Here is a 22,129-nt window from a genome sequence, read left to right as displayed (position 1 = left end):
CTTGGCGATGACGGATGATGGAAGGCGTTCGCTGCTTCCTCCCCTGCAAGGGGAGGGGGACCAGCGAAGCTGGTGGAGGGGTGTCACTCCTCTCGATAGCGGGACACCCCTCCGTCAGGCCTTTGGCCTGCCACCTCCCCTTGCAGGGGAGGAATGGGATTTTACCAGACGTGCACGCGCTGTTCGGGCGTCAGGTACAGCTTCTGGCCGGGCTGCACCTTGAACGGGCCGTACCATGCATCGAGGTTGCGCACGGTCAGCACCCGCCATGGAGCGGGCGCGTGGACATCGGTTGCGATCCGCGCCCGCAGCGCCTTTTCGCGCATCTTGGTCCGCCAGCTCTGCGCAAAGGCCAGGAAGAAGCGCTCGTCGCCGGTCAGCCCGTCGATCACCGGCGCGGGCTTGCCGCCCAGCGAGGCCTTGTATGCTTCGTAGGACGCGGTCAGCCCGGCGACGTCGGCGATGTTCTCGCCCAGCTCCTGCTCGCCGTTCAGATGAAGGCCGGGCAGGGCCTCATAGGCGCTGTACTGCGCGACCAGGGCCTGCCCCGCGCCCTCGAACCGCTTCAGGTCGGCGGGGGTCCACCAATTGTGCAGGCGACCGGTGGAATCGAAATCGGACCCGAGATTGTCGAAGCTGTGGCTGATCTCATGCCCGATCACCGATCCGATCGCGCCATAATTGGCCGCTGCGTCGAACTTGGGGTCGAAATAGGGGCTTTCCAGGATCGCGGCGGGGAAGTTCAGCGCGTTCTGGAGCGGCAGGTTGACCGCGTTCACCGTTTGCGGCGTCATCCACCATTCGCCGCGATCGACCGGCTTGCCCAGTTTCGCCAGATGATAACGATAGAGGGACAGCTTGGCGCGCTGGGCATTGCCGACCGGATCGTCCGCGCGAACGTCGAACTTGGGGTAATTCCACCAATGATCGGGATAGCCGACGCCGACCTTCAGCACCGCCAGCTTGGCGCGAGCCTCCTTCTTGGTCGCAGGCGCCATCCAGTCGAGCGCGGCGATGCGGCGGTCGAAGGCGGCGACGATGTTCTTCACCATCTTCTGGATTTCGGTCTTGGATGAGGCCGGGAAATAGCGCGCGGCATAGATTTTGCCGACCGCTTCGCCCAGCGCACCGTTGACCGCCGAGATGCCCCGCTTCTCACGCGGCTGCTGCGCAGGCGTGCCGTTCAGCGTGCGACCGTAAAAGCCGAACGAGGCATCGTCGATCGCCCTGGGCAGCGAACCCGTGACCTGATTGATGGTGTGGAAGGCCAGCCAGTCCTGCCAGCTTTGCAACGGCTCGCTGGCGACCAAGGCCGACAGCTTGGTGATGGCGTCCGGCTGCCATGCGATGAAGTCGCGCTGACCGGCGGGCACGCCCGATGCGATCCAGAAGACGTTCCAGTCGATGCCCGGCGCCTTGCTGTCGAAATCGGCGCGGGTCCAGGGATTGTCGCCCTTATGCGCGTCCTGGCTGGCGATGATGTCGGTCTGCGCGGCGGCGATCTTCATCTCCAGCGCGAACACCCGGTCGGCGCGCGCCTGCGGATCGGACAGCCCGGCTAGCTGCATCAACTGGGTCAGATAGGCACGGTATGCGGTGCGGATTTCCGCCATCTCCGGCTTGTCCGACAGGTAATAATCGCGGTCAGGCAGACCCAGCCCGCCCTGCATCAGATAGGGGACGTTGCGGGTCGGCTGGTTGAGGTCCTGGCTGACGAACAGGCCGAACAGGTCGTTCGTGCTGGCGTAATTGTTGTTGTTGAACGGGTCGGTGTCCGACCGCATCGCCGCGCCGATCGCACGCGACAGATCGCGTTTGTCCTTGATCGCGGCGATGGCGGCCAGATCGCCCTGGATCGGCTTCAGCCCGCGCGCCTCGATCCCGGCGGTATCGGTATAGGCGGCATAGTAGTCGGCGATGCGTTGTTCGTCGCTGCCGGGTGCGCCCTTGGCCGAGGCCGCGCCCTTGATGATCGCGGCAGTGCGCCCCTCGGCCCGCAGCGAGACGTCCAGCCCGACCCCGATCGAGGAGCGGTCCGCCGGAATCTGTGCGGTCTTGATCCACGTCCCATTGGCATAGTCGTTGAAATTGTCGCCGGGTTTGACGCTGGGGTCGATCAGTGCCTTGTCGACACCGGGCAACAGCCCCGTCTGGGCGATAGCGGCGGAAGAGGCGAGGAGGGCGACGGCAAAAGCAAAGCGCTTCATGATGATCCTGCAATCGGGAGATTATGCCCGATGGAGCACCCTTCGCAGCGTCCAAGTCAAGGATCATAACATGAACTTCATGTCATGATCGATGTTTACGGAAAGCCCTTGCCGCCATGCGCACCGACGGCCGTGCCGGTGGAGAAGGTCGCCTCGCCGCTCGCCAGCGCGACATAGAGCGAGGCCAACTCGGCCGGTTGCCCCGCGCGGCCGAGCGACGTGTCCTGGCCGAATTCGTGCATCTTGCCCGGCAATTGCCCGCCCGCGACCTGCAGCGGGGTCCAGATCGGACCGGGCGACACGGCGTTGACCCTGATACCCTTTTTCGCCAGCTGCTTGGCCATGCCGCGGGTCAGGTTCTGAATCGCCGCCTTGGTCGAAGCATAGTCGATCAGGTCCTCGCCCGGATCATAGCTGTTCTGCGAGATGGTGTTGATGATGACCGAGCCGGGCGGCATCGACGGGATCGCCGCCTTGGAAAAGCGGAATACGTGATAGACGTTCGTTTCATAGGTGCGGACGAACTGCTCGTCGCTGATCTCCATGATGTCCGCCTTGGACTGCTGATAGGCGGCATTGTTGACCAGCAGGTCGAGGCCGCCGAGCTGTGCGATCGCCTTGCGCACCACGTCCTCGCAGGCCTTTTGCGTGCGGATATCGGCGGGCAGCAGCACGGCCTTGCGCCCCGCCTGACGGATCATGTCAGCGACCTCGCGCGCGTCCGGCTCCTCGCTGGGGTGATAGTTGATCGCGACATCGGCCCCCTCGCGGGCGAAGGCGATGGCGGCGGCGCGACCGATGCCGCTGTCCCCGCCGGTCAGCAACGCCTTGCGGCCCGTCAGCTTGCCCGACCCGCGATAGCTTGTTTCGCCATGATCGGGGCGGGGTGTCATTTTGCTCGCGAGTGCGGGCCAGGGCTGGCGCTGCTCGGGGAAGGGCGTGCGGGTATAGGCCGAGCGTGGATCACGCAGGCTGGGTGCGCCATCGGCATCCGCTTGCGCCACCGCCGCAGCCGGAGCCGCCGTGGCCGCCAGCCCCAGCGCCGCTCCACCCAGGACGCCGCGCCGCGAGGTTTCGAAATCGCTCATGTCGAAGTCCTTCACGAAAGCCAGGGGAGGGGTCAGGCGGCGATTTCGCCTTCTTCTTCGCCGTCCCAATAGCGGATACGCTCGGCATGGACCCGGATCATCACCACGCCGGGCGTGTCGATGCCATCGGGGAAATAGCGGTCCAGATCCTTGGTCCAATGGGCCTCGAATTGGGCACGATCCTGGATCAGCGCGGCGTGTCCCTCGATCGCGACGAATAACGGTGGTCCGCCCAGCATCCCGACCGCCCCGGTATAGCTGAGCGTCACCAGCGGCTGGGCCTGGATCTCGGTCACCTTGCGCGACTGGGCATAGGCGAAGAAATAGCTGTCGCCGTCATAATCGACATCGCCATTGTTGCTCATCGGCCGCGCCGTCATCGCCCCGGACGCGCTTTGCGTCGCCAGCATCGCGAAATCGAGCTTGGCCATCTTCTTCGCCAGTTCAGGCAGCGTCATCGTCGCCATGCGATCATTCTCCCGGCAAGGTCGCAGGCGTTGGCAAAAGGCCAAATGCCTGAAATTGCGTGGGTTCGTAACGGGCGAAAGCCGATAGGGTTCACCGGGCCCGAAAACGCACCAGCGCGAGCGTCGGATAGCGGAAGAAGTGTCGTCAGCGACAAGGCGCTGCCAGTTCACGCCTGCGACGCTGGTAGCAGTTCAGGCTTTACCCTTTGGAAACAGGGTGTGCAATTGGCCAGCTTTGCCTCAAACCCCTAGATGTGGGACGCGGGCTCGTCGCGGACGAGGATGAGAAGGCCAACTTATGACGGCTCCGGATCAATCGGCAGACATGCAAGTCGGCGTTAAGGCACCGCCCAAAGGCGATATGGTTCAGCGGCTTAATCTCAATCTGCTCTACCCTCTTGACGCCATTCTGCATGCGCCGACCCTGACGGAAGCGGGGCGTCGGGTGAGTTTGGGGCAGTCGACCATGAGTCATGCCCTTCGCAAGCTCAGGGCGCATTTCGGCGACAATCTGGTGCTCATGACCGGAGGCGAGTGGCAATTGACGGCGCTCGGTCTGACGCTTCGAGATGACGTGCGCCGGGTGCTCCGTGAAGTCGAGAATACCTTGAGCCTGTCCCGGGAGTTCGACCCTGCAACGACCACCGAAGCGATTACCGTCGCAGCGACCGAAACCACCGAGCAGATGCTGCTCGGCCGTCTGATATTGAATTCTTCAAAATCCGCTCCGGGGTTGACCGTCAACATCATGCCGGTGGACCATCAGAATCCCAGACGGTCATTGGATCAGGGTGCGGACATTTTGATCGTCGCCGAGGATATGGCGATCGACCAAATGGAAACGATGCCCATCCTGACCGATCATGCCGCCTGCATGATATGGCAGGAGCATCCCCGATTGCGGGATTGTTGGGAAATCAGCGAGGAGCAATACCGGAACGGTCGCCATATCGTTTCCGGCAATGAAAAAACGGATGCTGTTGCCCTGGATCGATCTGGTCTGGAGATGCTGCGGAATCGGCGCATCTGTGTCCGCACGACATCGTTTGCGACAGTCCCGGCATTTGTCGTCGGGACCGACCTGATTGCCACGGGAAGCTCCTGGCTATTTCAGAGTTATGCCGCGTCCATGCCGCTCAAGGTCATACCGGCCCCCTTTGCCGAACGTGAGAACACCATCGTCGCGCAATGGCCGCGGCATCGCAACAAGCCGTTGCTGACCTGGTTTCTGGCTCAGATCAGAGCGCTCCCCCTGCGTCATACTCGATACTGAACCGTGCCATCGATAGCGTTCATACCGGTATGAAAAAAAGCCATTTGCCTGTCATCAAGGTGACGCATAGCGTCGAATTCGACAGGAAAGTCCGGCGGATCCCGCCAGGGATCACGACACGGATTGCCGTCAGCAGGAGGTCGGCCGCGGTCACATCCGTTCCGGTGTAACCGCATTTCGTCGCCGAGAGGCGATAACCGTCGTCACTAAGGTATTGTGCAATCCAGTGCGTGGCTCGCCGCGCGCAACGATCTCGCATGCCTTGGGGAGGGGAGTGCGTGATGAAAATTCGTGCAAAGCTACATGGCCTGATGAGCGGGGCCGCCTTGGGGTTGATCGTTACGGCGGGCGTTACCGCTCCGACTGCGGTCGCGGCCCAGTCCGCCGGGCCGGGTGACATTACCGTACCGGCAATGGCGATGGACCGCGCGCTGGACATGATCGGCCGGCAATCGGGTGAGAACGTCAATTTCGATCCCGATGCGGTCAAGGGGCTCAAATCGCAGCCGGTTCGCAATGCGCGCTCTGCCAAGCAGGCCATCGAACGCGCCATCAAGGGTTCGGGCCTGAGCGTGGTCCCGGCGGTGCAGGGCGGACTGGTCGTCGTCAACGATATCGTCGTGACCGCTCGGCGCGACGAGGCGGAGACCAGCGTGCTGGTCCGCCAGGCGACGACCTCGGATCGCAACGGGCTGGGCCTGCGTAACCAGCCGCGCAACACCCAGGTCATCACCGCCAAGACCATCGAGGAGCAGCAGGCGCTCAACATCACCGACATCCTGCGCAACGCGGGCGGGGTATCGGCGCTGGGCAACAGCCCGAACTCCGGTGCGAGCTACACGATCCGCGGCTTCGCCGCGAGCGGCTTGGTCAACGGCTTGACCAGCTCGTCCCAATATGGCGTCAGCGCCGGCGCCGACCAGCCGGTCGCCAATATCGAGCGGGTCGAAGTGCTGAAGGGCCCGGACGCGTTGCTGGCCGGCTTCGGCAATCTGGGCGGCAACATCAATGTCGTCACCAAGAAGCCCAGTGCCGAGGAACGGCTGGCCGTCAGCTTCGATACCGGCTCTTTCGGACTGGTGAGAGGCGTGATCGACGCGAACAACGCGATCACCGCCGATAACAAGCTGTCCGCCCGCGTCATCGCCAGTGCGCAGACGATGGACCATAATTACGGCGGCTATACCGGCGACAAGAACTGGCTGTTCGCGCCAACGCTGCGGTACAAGGATCGCCTGACCGATATCGTGGTCGGTGCCAGCATCAACGAGGGCACCAGCGGCATTGGCGCGTACACCTTGTTCGACAACAAGACGCGGCAGATCATCGATCGCGATCCGTCGGTGCCGATCTATGCGGCCAATCAGGGCATCAAGATCGATACGAAACGCTTCTATTTCGATGCGACCCGACAGATCGTGTCGGGCGTCGAACTCGTCGTGCGCGGCCTGCACGATCAGACCTTGCTGACCACCCGCGCGGCGAACACCGGCTACAGCCGCGCGGGCGTGTTGGTCGCGGACACCCAGGGATCGCAACAGGACGGTTCCGCCAATTCGCTCGACGCTTTCCTGCGGATCAAGACGCATATCGGCGACGGCCTGAAGGCCAGTTTCAATGTCGGGTATAACTACAGCGACGGCTCTGCCGCACAGCGCAGTGGTCTGGTCTACAACCGCGCCGTGTTGTCCTCGCTCGCCGCCACGGCCCCGCTGACCGTGATACCCTGGTCGCCATTCGGCAAAGTGCAGATCCAGACGACCGGCAAGCAGGAGGGGGTCTATGGCCAGGCCCTGATCGAATTCTGGAAGATCAAGATCCTGGGTGGCGTTCGCAAGAACTGGTTCAACACGACGTCGCAGACGTTCTTCGCAGGCCCATCGGCCGTCCTTTCGCAAAACAAGGATGGTGTGTCGCCGAGCGGTGGCATCATCTTCGACGCGACCGACACCCTTTCGATCTTCGCCAATTATGCGCGGGGCGAAACGGCCACGTTCACCGCGGCCAAGGACGGCTCGATACTGCCCAACGTCATCACCAACAATAAGGAAGCGGGCGTCAAGGTCGATCTCTTCGGCAAGCGCGCGACCATCAACGCGTCCTACTTCGACATTCAGCAGGACAATATCATCCTGCGCAATCCAGCCGATCCGACCGATCTCTTCCCCGGACCGGGGCAGCGTGGGCGGGGCATCGACCTGAACATCGCCGGGCAATTGCTGCCGGGCTGGGCCGTGTTGGCGTCGTTCACGCGCACCAAATACGCCCTGCTGTCGACCAATGCGCTTCAGACCGTCGTCGCGAACCAGCCGCGCGATGCGTACAGCGTCTATTCGACCTATCGCACCCGGATCGCCGAAGGCGTCTCTGGCGGGGTCTCGGGGGGGCTGTATGGACGGTCCAGTTCCTACGCCAACCTGCTGGGCCAATATGTCGTCCCGGCGTCACGACAGATCGATACGAATGCCTTCCTGAGCGTGAGCGGCTTCGACTTCAACATCGGTATCCGCAATATCTTCAACCGCAGGAATTACGGGTCGACCTCCATCTTCACCTATGTCCCCGTCAGTGAGCCACGCGGTGTTCGCTTCAGTATCTCCAAGCGCCTGTTTTAACCGAGTATCCTGACCGATGATGCCGCCCCCCGCCCATGTCGAGGAGACCCGCCGCGAAGCGGGTCTCCAGTCGCCGCAGCCTGCCCGCGCCCGCTGGGCCCATGCCTGGCGTATCAGCACCCGCTATTTCGTGTCGGACGACTGGAAATGGGCGTGGTTCCTGATCGCATGCTATTGCGTGATCGAGGTCGGCACGACCTATGTCTTCCTGCTGACCAACAGTTGGCAACGGGCATTCTACGACGCGATCGAGCAGCGGCAGGGCGGGCTGTTCCTGTCGCTGGTCGGCATGTTCATGATGATCGCCGGGCTGGCAGTCGGCACGTCCTTCCTGCACAATATCGTCGGCTGGACGCTGTCGATCCGGTGGCGGCGCTGGTTGAACGACTGGTATCTGGGGCGCTGGTTCGCCCGCGACCGCTTCTACGAGATCGAGCGGCTGCGGATGATCGACAACCCCGACCAGCGTATCGCGGAGGACGTGCGGGCCTTCACGTCGATGGGCCTGGAATATGGCCAGTCGCCGCTCAGCATCTTGATCGCGCTGGTATTCAACCTGGTCCGTGCGGTCGCCTTCGCCACGATCCTGCTCCAAACCTCGTCGCCGCTCGCCATACCGCTCTTCGGTTATCGCATTCCGCTGCCCGGCGGCGACCTGATCTGGTTCTCGATCGCCTATGTCCTGTTCGGCACGGTCTTCATTACCTGGATCGGCAAGCCGTTCGTGCGCCGCAAGATGCGTGAGCAGCATTACGAGGCCGACTATCGCGCTGGCCTGATTCATGTCCGCCGCAATGGCGAGCAGATCGCCTTCTCCCATGCCCAGCGTATCGAACAGGATGGCTTGAAGGGCGCCTTCGGTGATATCCGTCGCAACTTCTATCAATTGATGCTGGCCAATGCGGGGCTCAGTGCGGGGCAGGATATCTATCAGCGCACCATGCAGGTCGTGCCGCTGTTCCTGACCGTACCCAAATATTTCGCAGGGGCGATCACCTTCGGACAGGTCCAGGGTGCGCGCGATGCCTTCACCCAATTCTCGTCCAACCTGTCCTATATCGTTCAGGCCTATCCCAGCATTGCGCGACAGGTCGCCAACATCAATCGTCTGAAGGCCCTGGACGACGCGATCGACTATGAGCGCCCGAGCGGCATCGGCTTCACGCCGGGCGGTACGGCCGACGGCGTGGCGATCCGTGTCGAAAATCTGGAATTGCGTCGGCCCAATGGTGCCCCGCTTCTGGGCGTGGCGGACTGGACGGTGCGAGAGGGGGAGCGCTGGGTCATCGAAGGGCCGTCGGGCACCGGCAAGACCACGCTTCTCCGGGCGATTTCGGGCCTGTGGCCGGATGGATCGGGCGACGTGGCGATGACTCGTCGCGGCAGCGCGATGCTGGTGCCGCAGCGGCTCTATCTTCCGATGGGGACGCTGAAGGGCGCCGTGTGCTTCCCGGATCAGCCCGAGGAGCATGACGACGCGGCGATCGCAGCCTTGTTGGAGAAAGTCGGGCTCGGCGCGCATGTCGACCATATGCACGAACTTCGCATGTGGCAGGACGAACTGTCACCCGGCGAGCAGCAGCGCGTGGCGTTGGCCCGCATCCTGTTGCAGCGGCCGACATTGCTGATCGTCGACGAGGCGACCAGCGCGCTCGACGGGGACAATGCGGCCTTCTTCTACCAGGCAGTCCTCGACGCCATGCCAGGCGCCACGATCGTCAGCGTGGTCCATAACGAGAAGCTGGCCGCCTATCACACCCATCGCCTGCGGCTGGACCATGGTCGTGCCACGACGGCGCTGATCGCTCAGGACAAGGCGTGAGCACGCTCCTGACCCATGACGAGGCGGCTCTGCGCGACGCGGCGGCGCTGGCGGTCGAACTGGCGGTCAAGCGGGGCGCCACGGCGCGCGCGTCGGCCCAGCATGAGGGCCGGGCGCGGATTGCGGTGCGTGGCGGCGACGTCGAAACCGCCGAGCGCAGCGGCACGCAGGGGCTGGGGCTGACCGTCTTTCACGAGGGACGGCGCGGCGCGGCGTCGACGGCGAGCTTCGACCGGACCTCGATCGAGCGGGTGGTCGATGAGGCGATGATGATCGCCGCCCATGTCCAGCCGGACCCGGATGCGGGCCTGCCGCCCGCCGCCATGCTCGCCTTCGCCGGTCCCTCGCCGGAGCTATATGCCGATGGCCCGCGCGATCCCGACATCTTGCTCGCATCGGCGACACTGATGGATCGGATGGCCAGTGATGTCGCCCGCACCGACCCAACCCTGCGTGTCGGGGAGTCGGTCGCCGTGGCCACCGAAGGGCTGTGGGCGCTGGCGACGAGCGATGGCTTTTGCCGTAGTGCCCGCCGCTCGAATGACGGGCGCTGGTCGGTGATGCTGGCGCAAGACGAAGGGGGCAGCACGTCCGCCTTCTGCCAGTCGCAGGAACGGCGCGTCGAGGCCTTGACCCCGCCCGAACAACTGGTCCGCGCGGCCGCCCAACGCGCCCGGACAGGACTGGGCGCGCGGCCGGTTGCCAGTCGCCGGTGTCCGGTGTTGTTCGACCCGCGAACCGGCGTCTCGCTGGTGTCCGATCTGGCGGGAGCCCTGACCGGCATGGCGCAGTTTCGGGGTATGACCTTTGTGCGCGAGCCGCTGGGCAAGGCCGTTGCCGCCGGGCATCTCGACCTGATCGAAGATCCGTTCGAGCCGTTGGGACTGGCGAGCGGCGGCTTCGACAGCGAAGGGATGGCGGGTTCGACCCGGCACATCCTGCGCGGCGGCGTGGTCGAGGGGCTGTTCCTGTCGAGCTTTTCGAGCCGCAAGCTGGGCATGGCGTCGACCGGCAATGCCGATGGCTTCTACAACCTGCGCCTGACCAGCAGCGCCCCCGGCGGCGACTTCGCGGCGATGCTGCGGATGTTGGGCACGGGCCTGGTCGTCACCGAATTTCAGGGCGGCAAGACCGACCCCGCTACCGGCAACTGGACCCAGGCGATCCGGGGCTTGTGGGTCGAGCGCGGCGAGGTCGTCCATGCCGTCACCGACGTGACGCTGGCGGGGCAATTGCCCGCGATGCTGAACGGCATTCGCGCGGTCGGCCACGATGTCGAGCGGCAGGGCGCGATCCGCACCGGATCGATCCTGGTCGACGACATGCAGGTGGGAGGAAAGGCATGAACGGCGGCGGCATCGCGCTGGACCGGGCGCGCACGGCGCTGCTTGGCCCGGCGGGACTGGACGAGGCGGCGATCGGCCGCGCGCTGGGTGAACTGGCGGGCGGCGGCGCGGATCTGGCCGATCTCTATTTCGAGACGACGACGATGCGCAGCTGGCAATTGCAGGACGGCCGCGTGACGCAAGGGGGCTTCTCGATGCGGCAGGGCGTCGGGGCCCGTGCGGCGCATGGCGGGCAGGTCAGCTTCGCGCATTCGGCGGACCTGCGCGAGGGCGCGCTGCGCGACACGGTGCGCGCGGTGCGCACGCTGGCGCGGCATGGCGATGCGGGAAGGCCGGGGCAGGGGATTGCCCTGAACCGCGATGCGGGCTGCCATCACCTCTATCCCGCGATCGATACGGTCGACGTCCGGAATGCGGCGGCGTGGATCACGCTGCTCGAGCGGATCGACCAGCTTGCCCATGCGGAGGACGCACGCATCGTGCGCGTCGACGCCAGCGTTCGCGCGACCGACACGACGATCCTCGTCGCCGAGGCCGACGGGCTGCTGGCCGGGGATGTCCGTCCGATGACGATCCTGTCGATGGTCGTCATCGCCGAACAGGACGGCCTTCGCGCGCGCGGGCAGGCCGGTCTGGGGCGGCGGGCCGGGCTCGACGGGTTCGATGCCGCGTCCATCGAGCGCATGGTCGCGACCGCTGCGAACATGGCGCTGAACAATCTCGACGCCATTCCCGCCCCCGTTGGCGAGATGCCGGTGGTCCTGGGGCCGGGCTATCCCGGTGTGCTGTTCCACGAAGCGGTCGGTCACGGGTTGGAGGGCGATCATCACCGCAAGCATTTGTCCGCCTTTGACGGCAAGATGGGCGAGCGGATCGCGGCGTCCGGCGTGACGGTGATCGACGATGGCGGCCTGGAAGGACGGCTCGGGTCGCTGGGCATCGATGACGAGGGCACGCCGCCCGACCGCACCGTGCTGGTCGAGGACGGCGTTCTGACCGGGCTGATGCAGGACCGACTGAATGCCGGGCTGATGAACGCGCGTTCGACCGGCAATGGGCGTCGCCAATCCTATGCGCATCTGCCGATGCCGCGCATGACCAATACCTTCCTGGCGAACGGCACGGCCGATCCGGCCGATATCATCGCCTCGATCGATCGCGGCATCTATGCCACCGAATTCGATGGCGGGCAGGTCGACATCGTCACCGGCCGCTTCAACTTCACCACGATCGAGGCGTGGCTGGTCGAAAAGGGCAAGCTGGTCGCACCCGTGCGCGGCGCGACGCTGATCGGTGTCGGGCACGAGGCGCTGCGCCACGTCTCGATGATCGGCAACGATCTGGATTACGACACCGGCATGGCGACCTGCGGCAAGCAGGGCCAGTCGCTCCACGTCAGCGTCGGCCAGCCTACGCTCCGCATCGACCGGATGATGGTCGGCGGGCAGGCCGGCTGATCCCCATTCCCTTAAGGACAGTGACTATGCGTAACGCAACCGAGCAGGATTTCGACGAGATCGTCATGAAGAACGCCAAGCCGGTGCTGGTCGATTTCTGGGCGCCCTGGTGCGGGCCGTGCAAGGCTCTGGCTCCCACGCTGGAAGAGCTCGCCGAGGAATATGCCGACGAGATGGATATCGTGAAGGTCAATATCGATGAGAATCCCAAGCTCGCCGAACGATTTGCGGTGCGCGGCATCCCATTGCTGCTGATCGTCAAGGAAGGTGCCGAAACCGCGCGCGCTTTCGGCACCATGTCGCGCAGCCGCCTCGACGCGTTCGTCGATGCGAATGTGGGGGGGGCGTGATGACCGACGGTATCGCGTTCCATGGCGATCCGGCGGTCAAGGTGCAGGCGCTGGCAAAGCTGCGGCAGCATATCGCGGCGGGAACGTTCGTTTATTTCCCGGCATGGGAAGACGGCAAGGCCAATGTGATCGGCGCGATCGTCGAGGCGGACGACACGCCGCGCTATGCCGAGATGTTGGGGTATCCCATCGCCCTGGCCGAAACGCTGCCGAAATTCATCAATGACGGTTTTCGCCCGCAGGATGCTGCGGCCGCCTTTGCCGAGGCCTGGCTGGAGCGTACGCCGGTCGGTGCCGATCTGTCGCGGATCGTGTCGCAACTCGTGCTCGCGTTGCTCGACGACGCGGACCTCGCGGCGATCACGGGTCGCCATCCCGAGCTCGAACATTGCCGCCTGGGTATCCTGGACCTGCACCGGCGTGTCGTCGGTGGCGAGACACCGGATCGCAAGGCCTGGAAGACGCACCGTCTGGCGGCGGTCGCGGCGACCGACGGGCTGGGGGACGCGGAGCTGGATCGGCTGGCGGGCAATGTCGTGGAAGCGGCGGCCTGGCCCGGCACCATGCGAACGGTCCTGCGCGATACGTTGAGCGCGAGCGGCTCTTTCCATCTCAGGCGTTCACTGGTGGCGATCGGCTGGACTATGGAGGATGAAAGTCGGGTCTTCCACATTCGCGAGCAGGCCGAAAAGGACGGGTATAAGGCCGAGTTCTCGGGTCTGGACCGTTTGTTCGCCATCCTCAACGCCGATCATCCTGCGCTGGCGGGCGGCTTTCGTGCGCGTTTGCAGCAGATGGAAGGCACTTCGGCGCGGTGCCGTGCGCTGGCCTGGCAGGCCGTCGAACTGATGGAGCAGGCCCCCATCGTCGCACTGAGCCCAATGCCCACGAATGCGGATGCCTGAGGTGAACGACGATAGCGCGTCGGACATTCGGCACAGCAAGGTCCTGATTATCGGCTCGGGCCCGGCAGGTTACACCGCCGGAGTCTATGCCGCCCGCGCGGCGCTGTCGCCCAGGCTGATCGAGGGGCCACAGCCGGGCGGGCAATTGACCATCACCACCGAGGTCGAGAATTGGCCCGGCGACGAAAGCGTGCTCGGCCCCGACCTGATGGCACGGATGGGCGAACAGGTCCGCAAGGCGGGCGTCGATGTCGTCAGTGACCTGATCGTCGAGGTCGACCTGACCCGCACCCCGTTTCTCGCGATCGGCGATGGCGGCACCCGCTATACGGCCGATACGATCGTGGTGACGACGGGGGCATCGGCGCGCTGGCTGGGTCTGGAAAGCGAAACCCGGTTTCGCGGGCGCGGCGTATCGGCCTGCGCGACCTGTGACGGCTTCTTCTATCGCGGACGGGTCTGCGCGGTGGTCGGTGGTGGCAATACGGCGGTCGAGGAAGCACTGTACCTCACCAATTTCGCTGAGAAGGTCTATCTGATCCATCGCCGCGACACCCTGCGTGCCGACCGCACCAACCAGGCGCGGCTTCACGCCAATCCCAAAATTGAAATGATCTGGAACGCCGAGGTCGCAGAGGTGCTGGGCGATGACATGGGGGTGACCGGCGTCGCGCTGCGCGACACCCGTGACGGCACGGCATCGGAACTAGCAGTTCACGGCCTGTTCGTCGCGATCGGTCATGACCCGGCGACGTCGCTGTTCAAGGGACAGCTTCATATGGATGACGAGGGCTATATCCTCGTCACTCCCGGCTCGACCGCGACCAGCGTACCGGGCGTGTTCGCGGCGGGTGACGTGCAGGACAAGCTGTTCCGCCAGGCCGTTACCTCGGCGGGCATGGGCTGCATGGCAGCGCTGGAGGCCGAGCGATATCTGGCCGGCCACAATACGCATGCGATCGCGGCCGAGGGCGCGGAATCCGGCACGCTGGTTTGAGAGAAAAGGCATGATGATGAACCCGTTGCTCGACACCCTGGCCTTGCCGCGTTTCGATGAAATCCGCCCCGACCAGATCGCCCCCGCGCTGGATCAGGTGCTGGCCGAACACCGTGCAGTGGTGGCGCGGATCGTCGAGGGGCGTCCGACCGACTTTGCCGATGCGTGGATGCCGCTGGAGCGTGCGGACACCGCCCTTGCGGCGGTCTGGTCGGCCGTTTCCCATCTGCAGGCGGTCGCCGACACGCCGGACCTGCGCGACGCCTATGCTGCCGGGCAGAAGCGGCTGGTCGAGAACCATCTTCAGGTGATGCAGAACCGCGCGCTCTACGATGTCCTCGTCGCGCTGACCTCGACGCCCGACTTTGCCACGCGACACGAGGCGGATCGTGCGGCGGTCAAGCATATGATCCGCGACTTCCGCCTGTCCGGCGTCGCCTTGGAGGCCGAGGACCGGGCCCGCTTCGCCGCGCTGTCGGTGGAGCTGTCGCAGCTGTCGACCGATTTCGGCAATGCCATGCTGGATGCGACCGATGCCTGGTTCGAGCATGTCGAGAACGAACGTCTGCTCGCCGGATTGTCGGATGCGGACAAGGCGATGTTTGCGGCAGCGGCAAAGGCCAGGAACTCGCCGGGCTGGGTCATCACGCTTCAGATGCCGCACGTCAACGCGGTCATGAGCTTCGCGGCGGATCGGGGCCTACGCGAACGGGTCTATGCGGCATCCGGCACGCGTGCCTCCGATCAGGGGCCTTATGCTGGCCGGTTCGACAATTCGGCGCGGATCGCCGCAATCCTCGATCGGCGGCAAGAGGGGGCTCGGCTCCTCGGCTTTCCCGATCCGGTCGAATGGTCGCTGGCGACCAAGATGGCGCCGAATGCGGGCGAGGTGCTGGCCTTTTTGCGCGATCTGGCGCGTCGGGCGAAACCAGCGGCCGAACTCGAATTCGCCGCGCTCGCCAGCTATGCCGCCGAGCATCTGGGCATAGAGGACCTCCAGCCCTGGGACGTCGCGTACGTCGCGGAGCGGCTGCGCGAGGCGCAATTCGCGGTCGACGAGCAGGCGTTGCGCGCGCATTTCCCGGTCGAGAATGTGATCGCGGGCTGGAAGAACCTGCTCGACCGGCTGTTCGGCATCACCCTGATCGTGCGTCCCGATGTCGCGGTCTATCACCCCGATGCCTGCTATTACGACGTGGCGGACGACCAAGGACAAGTGTTCGCAGGCGTCTATGTCGACCTGCACGCCCGCGCGGGCAAGCGCGGCGGGGCTTGGATGGCGCAGGCGCGGCCTCGGCTGAACGATGGCAATGTCCAGCGGGTGCCGGTCGCCTATCTGGTCTGCAACTTCGCGCCGAAGATGCCTGGCAGCCCGTCGCTGCTCAGCCATAAGGAAGTGGTGACGTTCCTCCACGAGACCGGGCACTGCCTGCATCATCTGTTCACCCAGGTCGACCGTCCCAACATTGCGGGGACCAACGGCTTCGAATGGGATGCGATCGAGCTGCCCAGCCAGCTGATGGAGGATTTCGCCTGGGACCACACCATATTGCGCGACATGTCGGGTCATCACGAAACCGGCGCGCCGCTATCGGATGAATTGTTCGACCGGCTGGTTTCCGCGCGGCATTTCCTTTCGGGTATGTTCATCGTCCGACAGGTCGAGTTCGCCCTTTTCGATCTGATCCTGCACATGGGTACGTTGGGCCGCGATCCCATCGAGGTGATCGAGGCGGTGCGTGATGAGGTGGCCGTGGTCCACCCGCCCGCCTGGCATCGCTTTCCACACGCCTTCACGCATATTTTTGCGGGCGGCTATGCATCGGGCTATTACAGCTATCTGTGGGCCGAGGTGCTGGCCGCCGACGGGTTCCAGCGTTTCGCCGAAGCGGGGCTCGTCGACCGGAGCGTGGCCGCACGGTTCTGCACCGAGGTCTTGTCGCGCGGTGCCAGCCGCCCGGCGGCCGAAAGCTTCCGCGCCTTTCGCGGGCGCGACGCCGATCGGCGGGCGATGCTGGTGCGCCACGGGCTGACCGCCGATGCTTGCTAAGCGCGACGAGGGCACCTTGCGCGCCTGGCGGGCCGAGGCGGTCCACCGGATCGAGGCGGACTATAACCGCTCGGCCGACACGCATCTGATCCGGGTCGATCTGCCGCGCTATCCGGGGATCACGCTGTACCTGAAGGACGAGAGCAGCCACCCGACCGGCAGCCTGAAGCACCGGCTGGCGCGATCCTTGTTCCTCTATGCGTTGTCCAATGGCTGGATCGGGCCGGATACCTGCGTGATCGAGTCGTCCTCCGGCTCGACGGCGGTGAGCGAAGCCTATTTCGCCAAGATGCTGGGCCTGCGCTTCATCGCGGTGGTGCCCGCCTCGACCGCCGCGCCCAAGCTGGATGCGATCCGTTTCCATGGCGGCGAAATCCACGCGGTCGACGATCCGCGCACCGTCTATGACGTTTCGCACCGGCTGGCCGCGGAAACGGGCGGTCACTATCTCGACCAGTTCACCTATGCCGAGCGGGCGACCGACTGGCGCGGCAACAACAATATCGCCGAGAGCATCTTCGCGCAGATGTCGGCGGAGGAATATCCCGTGCCCGCCTGGATCGTCTGCGGCGCGGGAACCGGCGGCACCTCCGCGACGATCGGGCGGTACATCGCCTATCAGCGGCACGGCACCCGGCTCTGCGTCGCGGACCCGGTCCATTCGGTCTTCCACCGGCACTTTGCCGACCGCCAGGCGCTGTCACTGCCCGAGGGGTGCGGCAGTTGTATCGAGGGGATCGGGCGTCCGCGTGTCGAGCCCAGCTTCATCCCCTCGGTGATCGACCGGATGATTGCGGTCGAGGATGCCGCCAGCATCGGTGCGATGCGGGCCCTGTCGGCGCGACTGGGACGACGGGTCGGCGGGTCGACCGGCACCAATCTCGTGGCCGTAGCCCAACTGGTGGAGGAGATGGCCAAGCGCCGGGAGACCGGCTCAATCGTCACCATCCTGTGCGATGGCGGCGAGCGTTACGGCTGCACCTATTACGACGATTCATGGCTCGACGCACGCGGATTGGACTGGCGAGCGCATTACTCTGGGTTCAGCGCCATGTTCGATAATGAGAAATCCCCGTCGCCCTGGCCGGCTGCGGCGCCAGCGAAGCGTTCGCGGGTATAGCCCTGGTATATCCAGGCTATGTCCACATGACTGTGCGCGACGGCCTGCATGGTGCGGGCGAGCCGTTCGACCTCGCCGGGATTCTCCGCGCTGGCAGAGATAACACGCACCGCGAGGGAGTGCCGCAGCGTGTCCACCGCCGTGTGGATGGAACTGGATTCGGTCTTGTAAAGCAGCCCGCTGAATACCTCCCGCAGGTCATGTTCAGATGCAGCGGCACCGTATTGGCTCACATGCTCTGGTTCATCGACGACCGTCAACGGCCGCCGAAAACCCTATCAGAATGGGCCGATCTTCTAAAAATAATGCAGTAAAAAAATGGTATATGGCGGAAGAGGTGTCCGCAGAACTGCGTCATCGTCTGGTGTTCGCCAATGCCCAAAGAGGTTCCATTTTTCCGTCTTTATACAGCATTGTAGCCCCCCCCTCAGACGTCCGCCTTGTTCGCCACCGTTCGTCGAGTTTCGCGGCAAGCCAAGTTGAAAATGGGCACCAATATGGGCACAAAGTGGGCATGACTTTGGGCATCATAGAGGTTCGACGGACGACATGGCTCACGCGTTGAATAAGCTGACCGCTAGACAGGTCGCATCCATCAAGAAGCCCGGCCGATACGCCGACGGCGGCGGGCTGTATTTCCGGATCACCAATGCCGGATCGAAGTCCTGGGTGTTTATGGTGACGCAAGGGGGCAAGCGCATCGAGATTGGCCTGGGCCGGGTCATCGACCGGCCCCTGGCCGCCGCCCGCCAACTGGCGCAGCAGATGCGCGAAGCCATGGCCGAGGGCAAAGACCCCCGCTCCGTGCTGGCAGACGCCCTGCCCGCTCAGCCTGCTGAACCCGCCCCCACGCCCCTCACGTTCGGCGAGTTTGCCGATCAGTATATCGCCAGCGTCGAGGATGGCTGGAAAAGCCCCATTCACCGGCAGCAGTGGCGCAGCAGCCTTCGCGATCACGCAGCCTCGCTATTGGCTAAACCCCTAGCCGACATCTCGACCGATGACGTGCTGGCGGTACTCGAACCCATCTGGCTGACCAAGGCGGAAACCGCCAAGCGGGTGCGAGGTCGGATCGAGAAGGTCCTAGCAGCGGCCATGGCGCGCAAGCTACGTCCACGAGATGCCACCAACCCAGCCGCTTGGCGCGGCCATCTACAGGTGCTGCTGCCGTCACAGGCCAAGGTTGCCCGCCATCACCATGCGGCGCTGGCCTATCACGACGCCCCCGCCTTTATGGCACAACTGCGCAATCGCACGGCATTGGCGGCGCGGTGTCTGGAGTTCACCATCCTGACTGCAGCCCGCAGCGGCGAGGCCCTGGGCGCAACCTGGGGCGAGATCGACATCGAAAACAAGCTGTGGGTGGTGCCGGGCGAACGCATGAAGGCCGGGGCCGAACACATTGTTCCCTTAAGCGACGCCGCCATGGCGGTGCTGGACCGGTTACCCGCCGGCAATCGAAAGCGCACCGACCCTGTGTTTGGCGTAGCGGGTGCAGCGCGCAGCAACATGGCGATGGCGATGCTGCTGCGGCGCATGGGGCACGGCGACATCACCACCCATGGCTTTCGCTCAACCTTCCGCGATTGGGCGGGCGATCGCACCGACTTTCCACGCGAAATCATCGAGCAAGCACTGGCGCATACCATTCAAAACAAAGCAGAACGGGCGTATCGGCGCGGATCTGCAGTGGATCGAAGGCGGCATTTGATGGCCGCTTGGTCAACTTACTTGCACAATTCTGCATAATTCACGAAGTCACCCCGAGGTACTGCCGCTCACGGGGAGATAAATAATGACAGACTACTATACCGCTTACGAAGTTCTTGAAAAATATCGAAAAATTCGTGGCGCGGATAGTTTGAAGCGGGACATAGCGCAACTCTTACGCGATGGTTTCATCACGGCAGAAGCCAATGTGACTTTCAATGCGCGGGGCGCGACACCAAATGAGGCATGGGAACTGCGCCCCGCTGAAATCAACAAAGAGGAATTCGTGCCGGTTTCTAAGGCGCTGTGGCGATATGCCGGCCACCGCACGCGTGGAATGATGAACGCCTGGAAATGGAATAGGGGTGACTTCGTCGTAATCAGCAACGCAAAGCCAAAGACATATAGATTATTTTCTGGCGTCCGTTTTCTCAAAGCGGAGATCGATGCCGAATTTGCGTCTCAGTCTGAGCCGCCTGCTCTTGCCCCCCGGTCAAACGCCGGGAGAAAGCCCAAAACCGATGAGTGGGACAAGCTGTGGATTATTTTGATCGGACTGGCGAAGGCAGGGAAACTCAACGTGAGCAATTTCCCGACGATGCATAGCCTAGCGAAAAATTTAGACGCAAAAGTAGGACTAACTTCTACTACTTTATGTCGAAAGTTTGATAACGTATGGAATGATATTATGCGGGACGACCCAAGCGAAAATGTCTTGCAGATTATTCAATCACTTACATAATTATTATGTCGATAATTGCGCAAAGTTGCGATTAACGCCGGTTTCTAGAGTCGGCATAAAAGACTTCTTACCCGCCAGGGAGGCGGGTGAGGAGGTACGAATGAATGCATCATACGAGGCGAAAGCCAGCAGCGTTACACACGACACGCTCGTCATGCGCATCTCGGATGCGGCCAAGGCGCTAAGCATTGGCCGCACCACCGTCTACAAACTGATCGGGGATGGCACTCTGCGCACCATCAGGGTGGGACGTCGGCGATTGATCCTGACGCGAAGCATCCAAGAACTGTGCGATCAGCCGCAATCAATGGCTCAACCGCATGATGCATCGGCCGTGCGAGCCAATCACCACCATTAATATTTACAACGATGCAGTTGGCGGACGCGCCGCTGCACGTCCGTAAAATAATACCGCCTTACGCAGAGCAGGCCTTGAAATGCCTTTTCTATAGGTAAGGTAGAAAATCAAAAAGCACAGTTTGCGCCATCCAGCGGAGCGTTATGCGCCTCCGTTAGCGGATCTGTGCGCTTTCACGAAAGAATTCGCCATGCGTAATTATTCGTCAGACATACTCCCTGAGGTGCGCGGAATGAACCGTTTGAAGGTCATGCGCGACAAATGCAACGCCGCTATTGAAGGTATGAACGGCACTGACCTCCAGAAGCTAGTGATGAAGGCTGCGCTGGGCATCGAGGCTCGCGCTGAAAACATGCTAGCCAGCGACCTGCGAATCACTCGTCATACCGCCCTGTACCTTGAAGCGCGTATTCAATCCGAACGCCTACAGCATCCCCATCGACATTTCTTTTTCGTCACCGGCTTTGATGACACTTTTCTCACAACTGACGCCAAACCTGACCTGCGTTCCAAAGCCATCATGCTGAAAGCCACCAACATGATCCGCAAATGGGATGGCGTGTCGGCCATTCTACGCCTGGAGATGCAACCTGTCTCCAACTACGAGGACAATTCGTGCATCAGCCCGTCCTGGCAAATGCAGTTGCTGGAACACGGCACCCACTTGGCTTCCACGGAGCTCCCCGCCGGGTCTGTTCGGCGCTCCCGTCTCATCATGCCCCACGTGCATGGCTTTGGCTGGACCGATCATAACGACTTCTGTCCCCGCACATTGATGGCAGAACACAATAGCTCTGGCGCATGGCATTCGTCACTGGGAGGTAAGCCGGTGCACATTCTCCCACTCCTTCATGAGGAGAGTATTTCGCGAGCATTGCACTATCTCATCAAGCAGCCCAACAGCGCCAAAAACCGCATTAAGCTTAAGAACGGTAGGGTGGACCAGCGCGACATTCAGCGGGATTACACCCCCGAGCTCGCCTTGCGCATGCTCGAAGGCCTCAGCCAGGTGCCTTTCAAAGACACCTTGGTGGCCATTGGCGGGGCATGTGCCATCAAGAATGACCTATTGCGCGACTTGGCGCTGTACCACCGCAGCCGAGCCCAAGCAGCGGCGTTGCCGGCCGGCTTCGACTTTGCCGGTTTTTGGTCGGATGTGCGGGCAGTCCATGGCACCCGTCGGTATGGCCCCTGGCAAATCGACTGCCGCGCTTTGCGCAAAACCAGGGTTGAGCCAACTGCTGTGGCTTCCACGCCTGTTGCACCGTCGCACGGCGATGTGTCGACGGCGACGCCAGCTGACGCCGTCCCGGCTGTCAGCAGTCCCCTCAGTTCGGAAGACGTGGCCGACAACCTTGACGGTTTTCTCGAGCTAATGGCGGAGAACACCGAATTTGAAGATGTGACGGACGACGAACCTGATAATGAAGAGGAGGTTGAGCAGCCGCGCCGTCGTAAATCTGCAAAACCGGCGTCAACGCGCGGTACGGGCAGCAGCAGGTCCAGTGAACGTCGTTCCGGGCGCGGACGCCGCGGCGATGTAACAGGTCCCAGCAGTCGATATGGCAGCAGTCGAGGCGGTAATGGCCGGCGGAGGCGCTGATGTTTTGTGGCGGTGGGGG

At 63.4% G+C, this 22,129-nt stretch carries 18 protein-coding genes; 14 read left to right on the top strand and 4 right to left on the bottom strand.

Features of this window, described 5'->3' with window-relative positions:
- Positions 1-161: 161 nt before the first annotated feature.
- From NS355_RS09935 to NS355_RS09925, 3 genes are all read right to left on the bottom strand, one after another.
- Positions 162-2,207 carry a M13 family metallopeptidase gene (locus NS355_RS09935; protein WP_153008181.1) on the bottom strand — a complete coding sequence of 682 codons (2,046 nt, stop codon included), beginning with the start codon at positions 2,205-2,207 and terminating at the stop codon, positions 162-164.
- A gap of 95 nt (positions 2,208-2,302) precedes the next feature.
- Positions 2,303-3,295: an SDR family oxidoreductase gene (locus tag NS355_RS09930; protein ID WP_058745568.1), complete on the bottom strand. Its 993-nt coding sequence runs from the start codon at positions 3,293-3,295 to the stop codon at positions 2,303-2,305.
- Positions 3,296-3,327: 32 nt separating this feature from the next.
- Positions 3,328-3,762, bottom strand: a complete 435-nt coding sequence (locus tag NS355_RS09925; RefSeq protein WP_058745554.1) for a pyridoxamine 5'-phosphate oxidase family protein — start codon at positions 3,760-3,762, stop codon at positions 3,328-3,330.
- Between the two features lie 298 nt (positions 3,763-4,060).
- Here NS355_RS09925 and NS355_RS09920 point away from each other — a divergent pair, with 298 nt between their 5' ends.
- From NS355_RS09920 to NS355_RS09875, 10 genes are all read left to right on the top strand, one after another.
- Positions 4,061-5,035, top strand: coding sequence for a LysR family transcriptional regulator (locus NS355_RS09920; protein ID WP_058745553.1), 975 nt, complete (start codon positions 4,061-4,063; stop codon positions 5,033-5,035).
- A gap of 281 nt (positions 5,036-5,316) precedes the next feature.
- Positions 5,317-7,650 carry a TonB-dependent siderophore receptor gene (locus tag NS355_RS09915; RefSeq protein ID WP_167345438.1) on the top strand — a complete coding sequence of 778 codons (2,334 nt, stop codon included), beginning with the start codon at positions 5,317-5,319 and terminating at the stop codon, positions 7,648-7,650.
- Between the two features lie 16 nt (positions 7,651-7,666).
- Complete coding sequence (locus NS355_RS09910) at positions 7,667-9,472, top strand: ABC transporter ATP-binding protein/permease (RefSeq protein WP_058745551.1); 1,806 nt, start codon at positions 7,667-7,669, stop codon at positions 9,470-9,472.
- Complete coding sequence (locus NS355_RS09905) at positions 9,469-10,818, top strand: TldD/PmbA family protein (RefSeq protein ID WP_058745550.1); 1,350 nt, start codon at positions 9,469-9,471, stop codon at positions 10,816-10,818. Before NS355_RS09910 ends, NS355_RS09905 begins: the two co-directional genes overlap by 4 nt.
- A complete protein-coding gene (locus tag NS355_RS09900) occupies positions 10,815-12,275 on the top strand; it encodes a TldD/PmbA family protein (protein WP_058745549.1) in 1,461 nt (486 codons plus the stop codon). Before NS355_RS09905 ends, NS355_RS09900 begins: the two co-directional genes overlap by 4 nt.
- A gap of 26 nt (positions 12,276-12,301) precedes the next feature.
- On the top strand, positions 12,302-12,625 hold the full coding sequence (gene trxA, locus NS355_RS09895) for a thioredoxin (protein ID WP_058745548.1): 324 nt from the start codon (positions 12,302-12,304) through the stop codon (positions 12,623-12,625).
- Positions 12,625-13,530 carry a hypothetical protein gene (locus NS355_RS09890; protein ID WP_058745547.1) on the top strand — a complete coding sequence of 302 codons (906 nt, stop codon included), beginning with the start codon at positions 12,625-12,627 and terminating at the stop codon, positions 13,528-13,530. Before trxA ends, NS355_RS09890 begins: the two co-directional genes overlap by 1 nt.
- A 1-nt stretch (position 13,531) precedes the next feature.
- Positions 13,532-14,527: a thioredoxin-disulfide reductase gene (gene trxB, locus NS355_RS09885; RefSeq protein ID WP_244489634.1), complete on the top strand. Its 996-nt coding sequence runs from the start codon at positions 13,532-13,534 to the stop codon at positions 14,525-14,527.
- A 10-nt stretch (positions 14,528-14,537) separates the two neighbouring features.
- Positions 14,538-16,577: a M3 family metallopeptidase gene (locus tag NS355_RS09880; protein WP_058745546.1), complete on the top strand. Its 2,040-nt coding sequence runs from the start codon at positions 14,538-14,540 to the stop codon at positions 16,575-16,577.
- Positions 16,567-17,697 carry a PLP-dependent cysteine synthase family protein gene (locus tag NS355_RS09875; RefSeq protein ID WP_058745545.1) on the top strand — a complete coding sequence of 377 codons (1,131 nt, stop codon included), beginning with the start codon at positions 16,567-16,569 and terminating at the stop codon, positions 17,695-17,697. Before NS355_RS09880 ends, NS355_RS09875 begins: the two co-directional genes overlap by 11 nt.
- Here the strand turns inward: NS355_RS09875 and NS355_RS18760 are convergent.
- A complete protein-coding gene (locus NS355_RS18760; RefSeq protein WP_153008180.1) occupies positions 17,610-17,957 on the bottom strand; it encodes a hypothetical protein in 348 nt (115 codons plus the stop codon). The two genes, NS355_RS09875 and NS355_RS18760, sit on opposite strands and share 88 nt — an antisense overlap.
- A 301-nt stretch (positions 17,958-18,258) precedes the next feature.
- On the opposite strand from NS355_RS18760, the gene NS355_RS09865 reads away from it, so the two are divergent.
- From NS355_RS09865 to NS355_RS09860, 4 genes are all read left to right on the top strand, one after another.
- Positions 18,259-19,446, top strand: a complete 1,188-nt coding sequence (locus NS355_RS09865) for a tyrosine-type recombinase/integrase (protein ID WP_244489633.1) — start codon at positions 18,259-18,261, stop codon at positions 19,444-19,446.
- Positions 19,447-19,492: 46 nt separating this feature from the next.
- Positions 19,493-20,149: a hypothetical protein gene (locus tag NS355_RS18755; RefSeq protein WP_153008179.1), complete on the top strand. Its 657-nt coding sequence runs from the start codon at positions 19,493-19,495 to the stop codon at positions 20,147-20,149.
- Positions 20,150-20,249: 100 nt separating this feature from the next.
- Positions 20,250-20,507 carry an excisionase family DNA-binding protein gene (locus tag NS355_RS18750; protein ID WP_153008178.1) on the top strand — a complete coding sequence of 86 codons (258 nt, stop codon included), beginning with the start codon at positions 20,250-20,252 and terminating at the stop codon, positions 20,505-20,507.
- A 190-nt stretch (positions 20,508-20,697) separates the two neighbouring features.
- Positions 20,698-22,110 carry a hypothetical protein gene (locus NS355_RS09860; protein WP_153008177.1) on the top strand — a complete coding sequence of 471 codons (1,413 nt, stop codon included), beginning with the start codon at positions 20,698-20,700 and terminating at the stop codon, positions 22,108-22,110.
- Positions 22,111-22,129: the final 19 nt, after the last annotated feature.

The organism is Sphingomonas yabuuchiae (assembly GCF_001477495.1).
Lineage (GTDB): Bacteria > Pseudomonadota > Alphaproteobacteria > Sphingomonadales > Sphingomonadaceae > Sphingomonas > Sphingomonas yabuuchiae_A.
The sequence above is the reverse complement of the archived record's forward strand: the minus strand, read 5'-3'. Positions and strand labels throughout refer to the sequence as shown.

Excerpts from the sequence above, each read along its gene's own strand:
- NS355_RS18755 (WP_153008179.1), top strand. The coding sequence starts at position 19,493 with ATGACAGACTACTATACCGCTTACGAAGTTCTTGAAAAATATCGAAAA.
- NS355_RS09890 (WP_058745547.1), top strand. The coding sequence starts at position 12,625 with ATGACCGACGGTATCGCGTTCCATGGCGATCCGGCGGTCAAGGTGCAG.
- NS355_RS09915 (WP_167345438.1), top strand. The coding sequence starts at position 5,317 with ATGAAAATTCGTGCAAAGCTACATGGCCTGATGAGCGGGGCCGCCTTG.
- NS355_RS09860 (WP_153008177.1), top strand. The coding sequence starts at position 20,698 with ATGCGTAATTATTCGTCAGACATACTCCCTGAGGTGCGCGGAATGAAC.
- NS355_RS09925 (WP_058745554.1), bottom strand. The coding sequence starts at position 3,762 with ATGGCGACGATGACGCTGCCTGAACTGGCGAAGAAGATGGCCAAGCTC.
- NS355_RS09875 (WP_058745545.1), top strand. The coding sequence starts at position 16,567 with ATGCTTGCTAAGCGCGACGAGGGCACCTTGCGCGCCTGGCGGGCCGAG.
- NS355_RS18750 (WP_153008178.1), top strand. The coding sequence starts at position 20,250 with ATGAATGCATCATACGAGGCGAAAGCCAGCAGCGTTACACACGACACG.
- NS355_RS09930 (WP_058745568.1), bottom strand. The coding sequence starts at position 3,295 with ATGAGCGATTTCGAAACCTCGCGGCGCGGCGTCCTGGGTGGAGCGGCG.
- NS355_RS09920 (WP_058745553.1), top strand. The coding sequence starts at position 4,061 with ATGACGGCTCCGGATCAATCGGCAGACATGCAAGTCGGCGTTAAGGCA.
- NS355_RS09935 (WP_153008181.1), bottom strand. The coding sequence starts at position 2,207 with ATGAAGCGCTTTGCTTTTGCCGTCGCCCTCCTCGCCTCTTCCGCCGCT.
- NS355_RS09910 (WP_058745551.1), top strand. The coding sequence starts at position 7,667 with ATGATGCCGCCCCCCGCCCATGTCGAGGAGACCCGCCGCGAAGCGGGT.
- trxA (WP_058745548.1), top strand. The coding sequence starts at position 12,302 with ATGCGTAACGCAACCGAGCAGGATTTCGACGAGATCGTCATGAAGAAC.
- NS355_RS09900 (WP_058745549.1), top strand. The coding sequence starts at position 10,815 with ATGAACGGCGGCGGCATCGCGCTGGACCGGGCGCGCACGGCGCTGCTT.
- NS355_RS09880 (WP_058745546.1), top strand. The coding sequence starts at position 14,538 with ATGATGATGAACCCGTTGCTCGACACCCTGGCCTTGCCGCGTTTCGAT.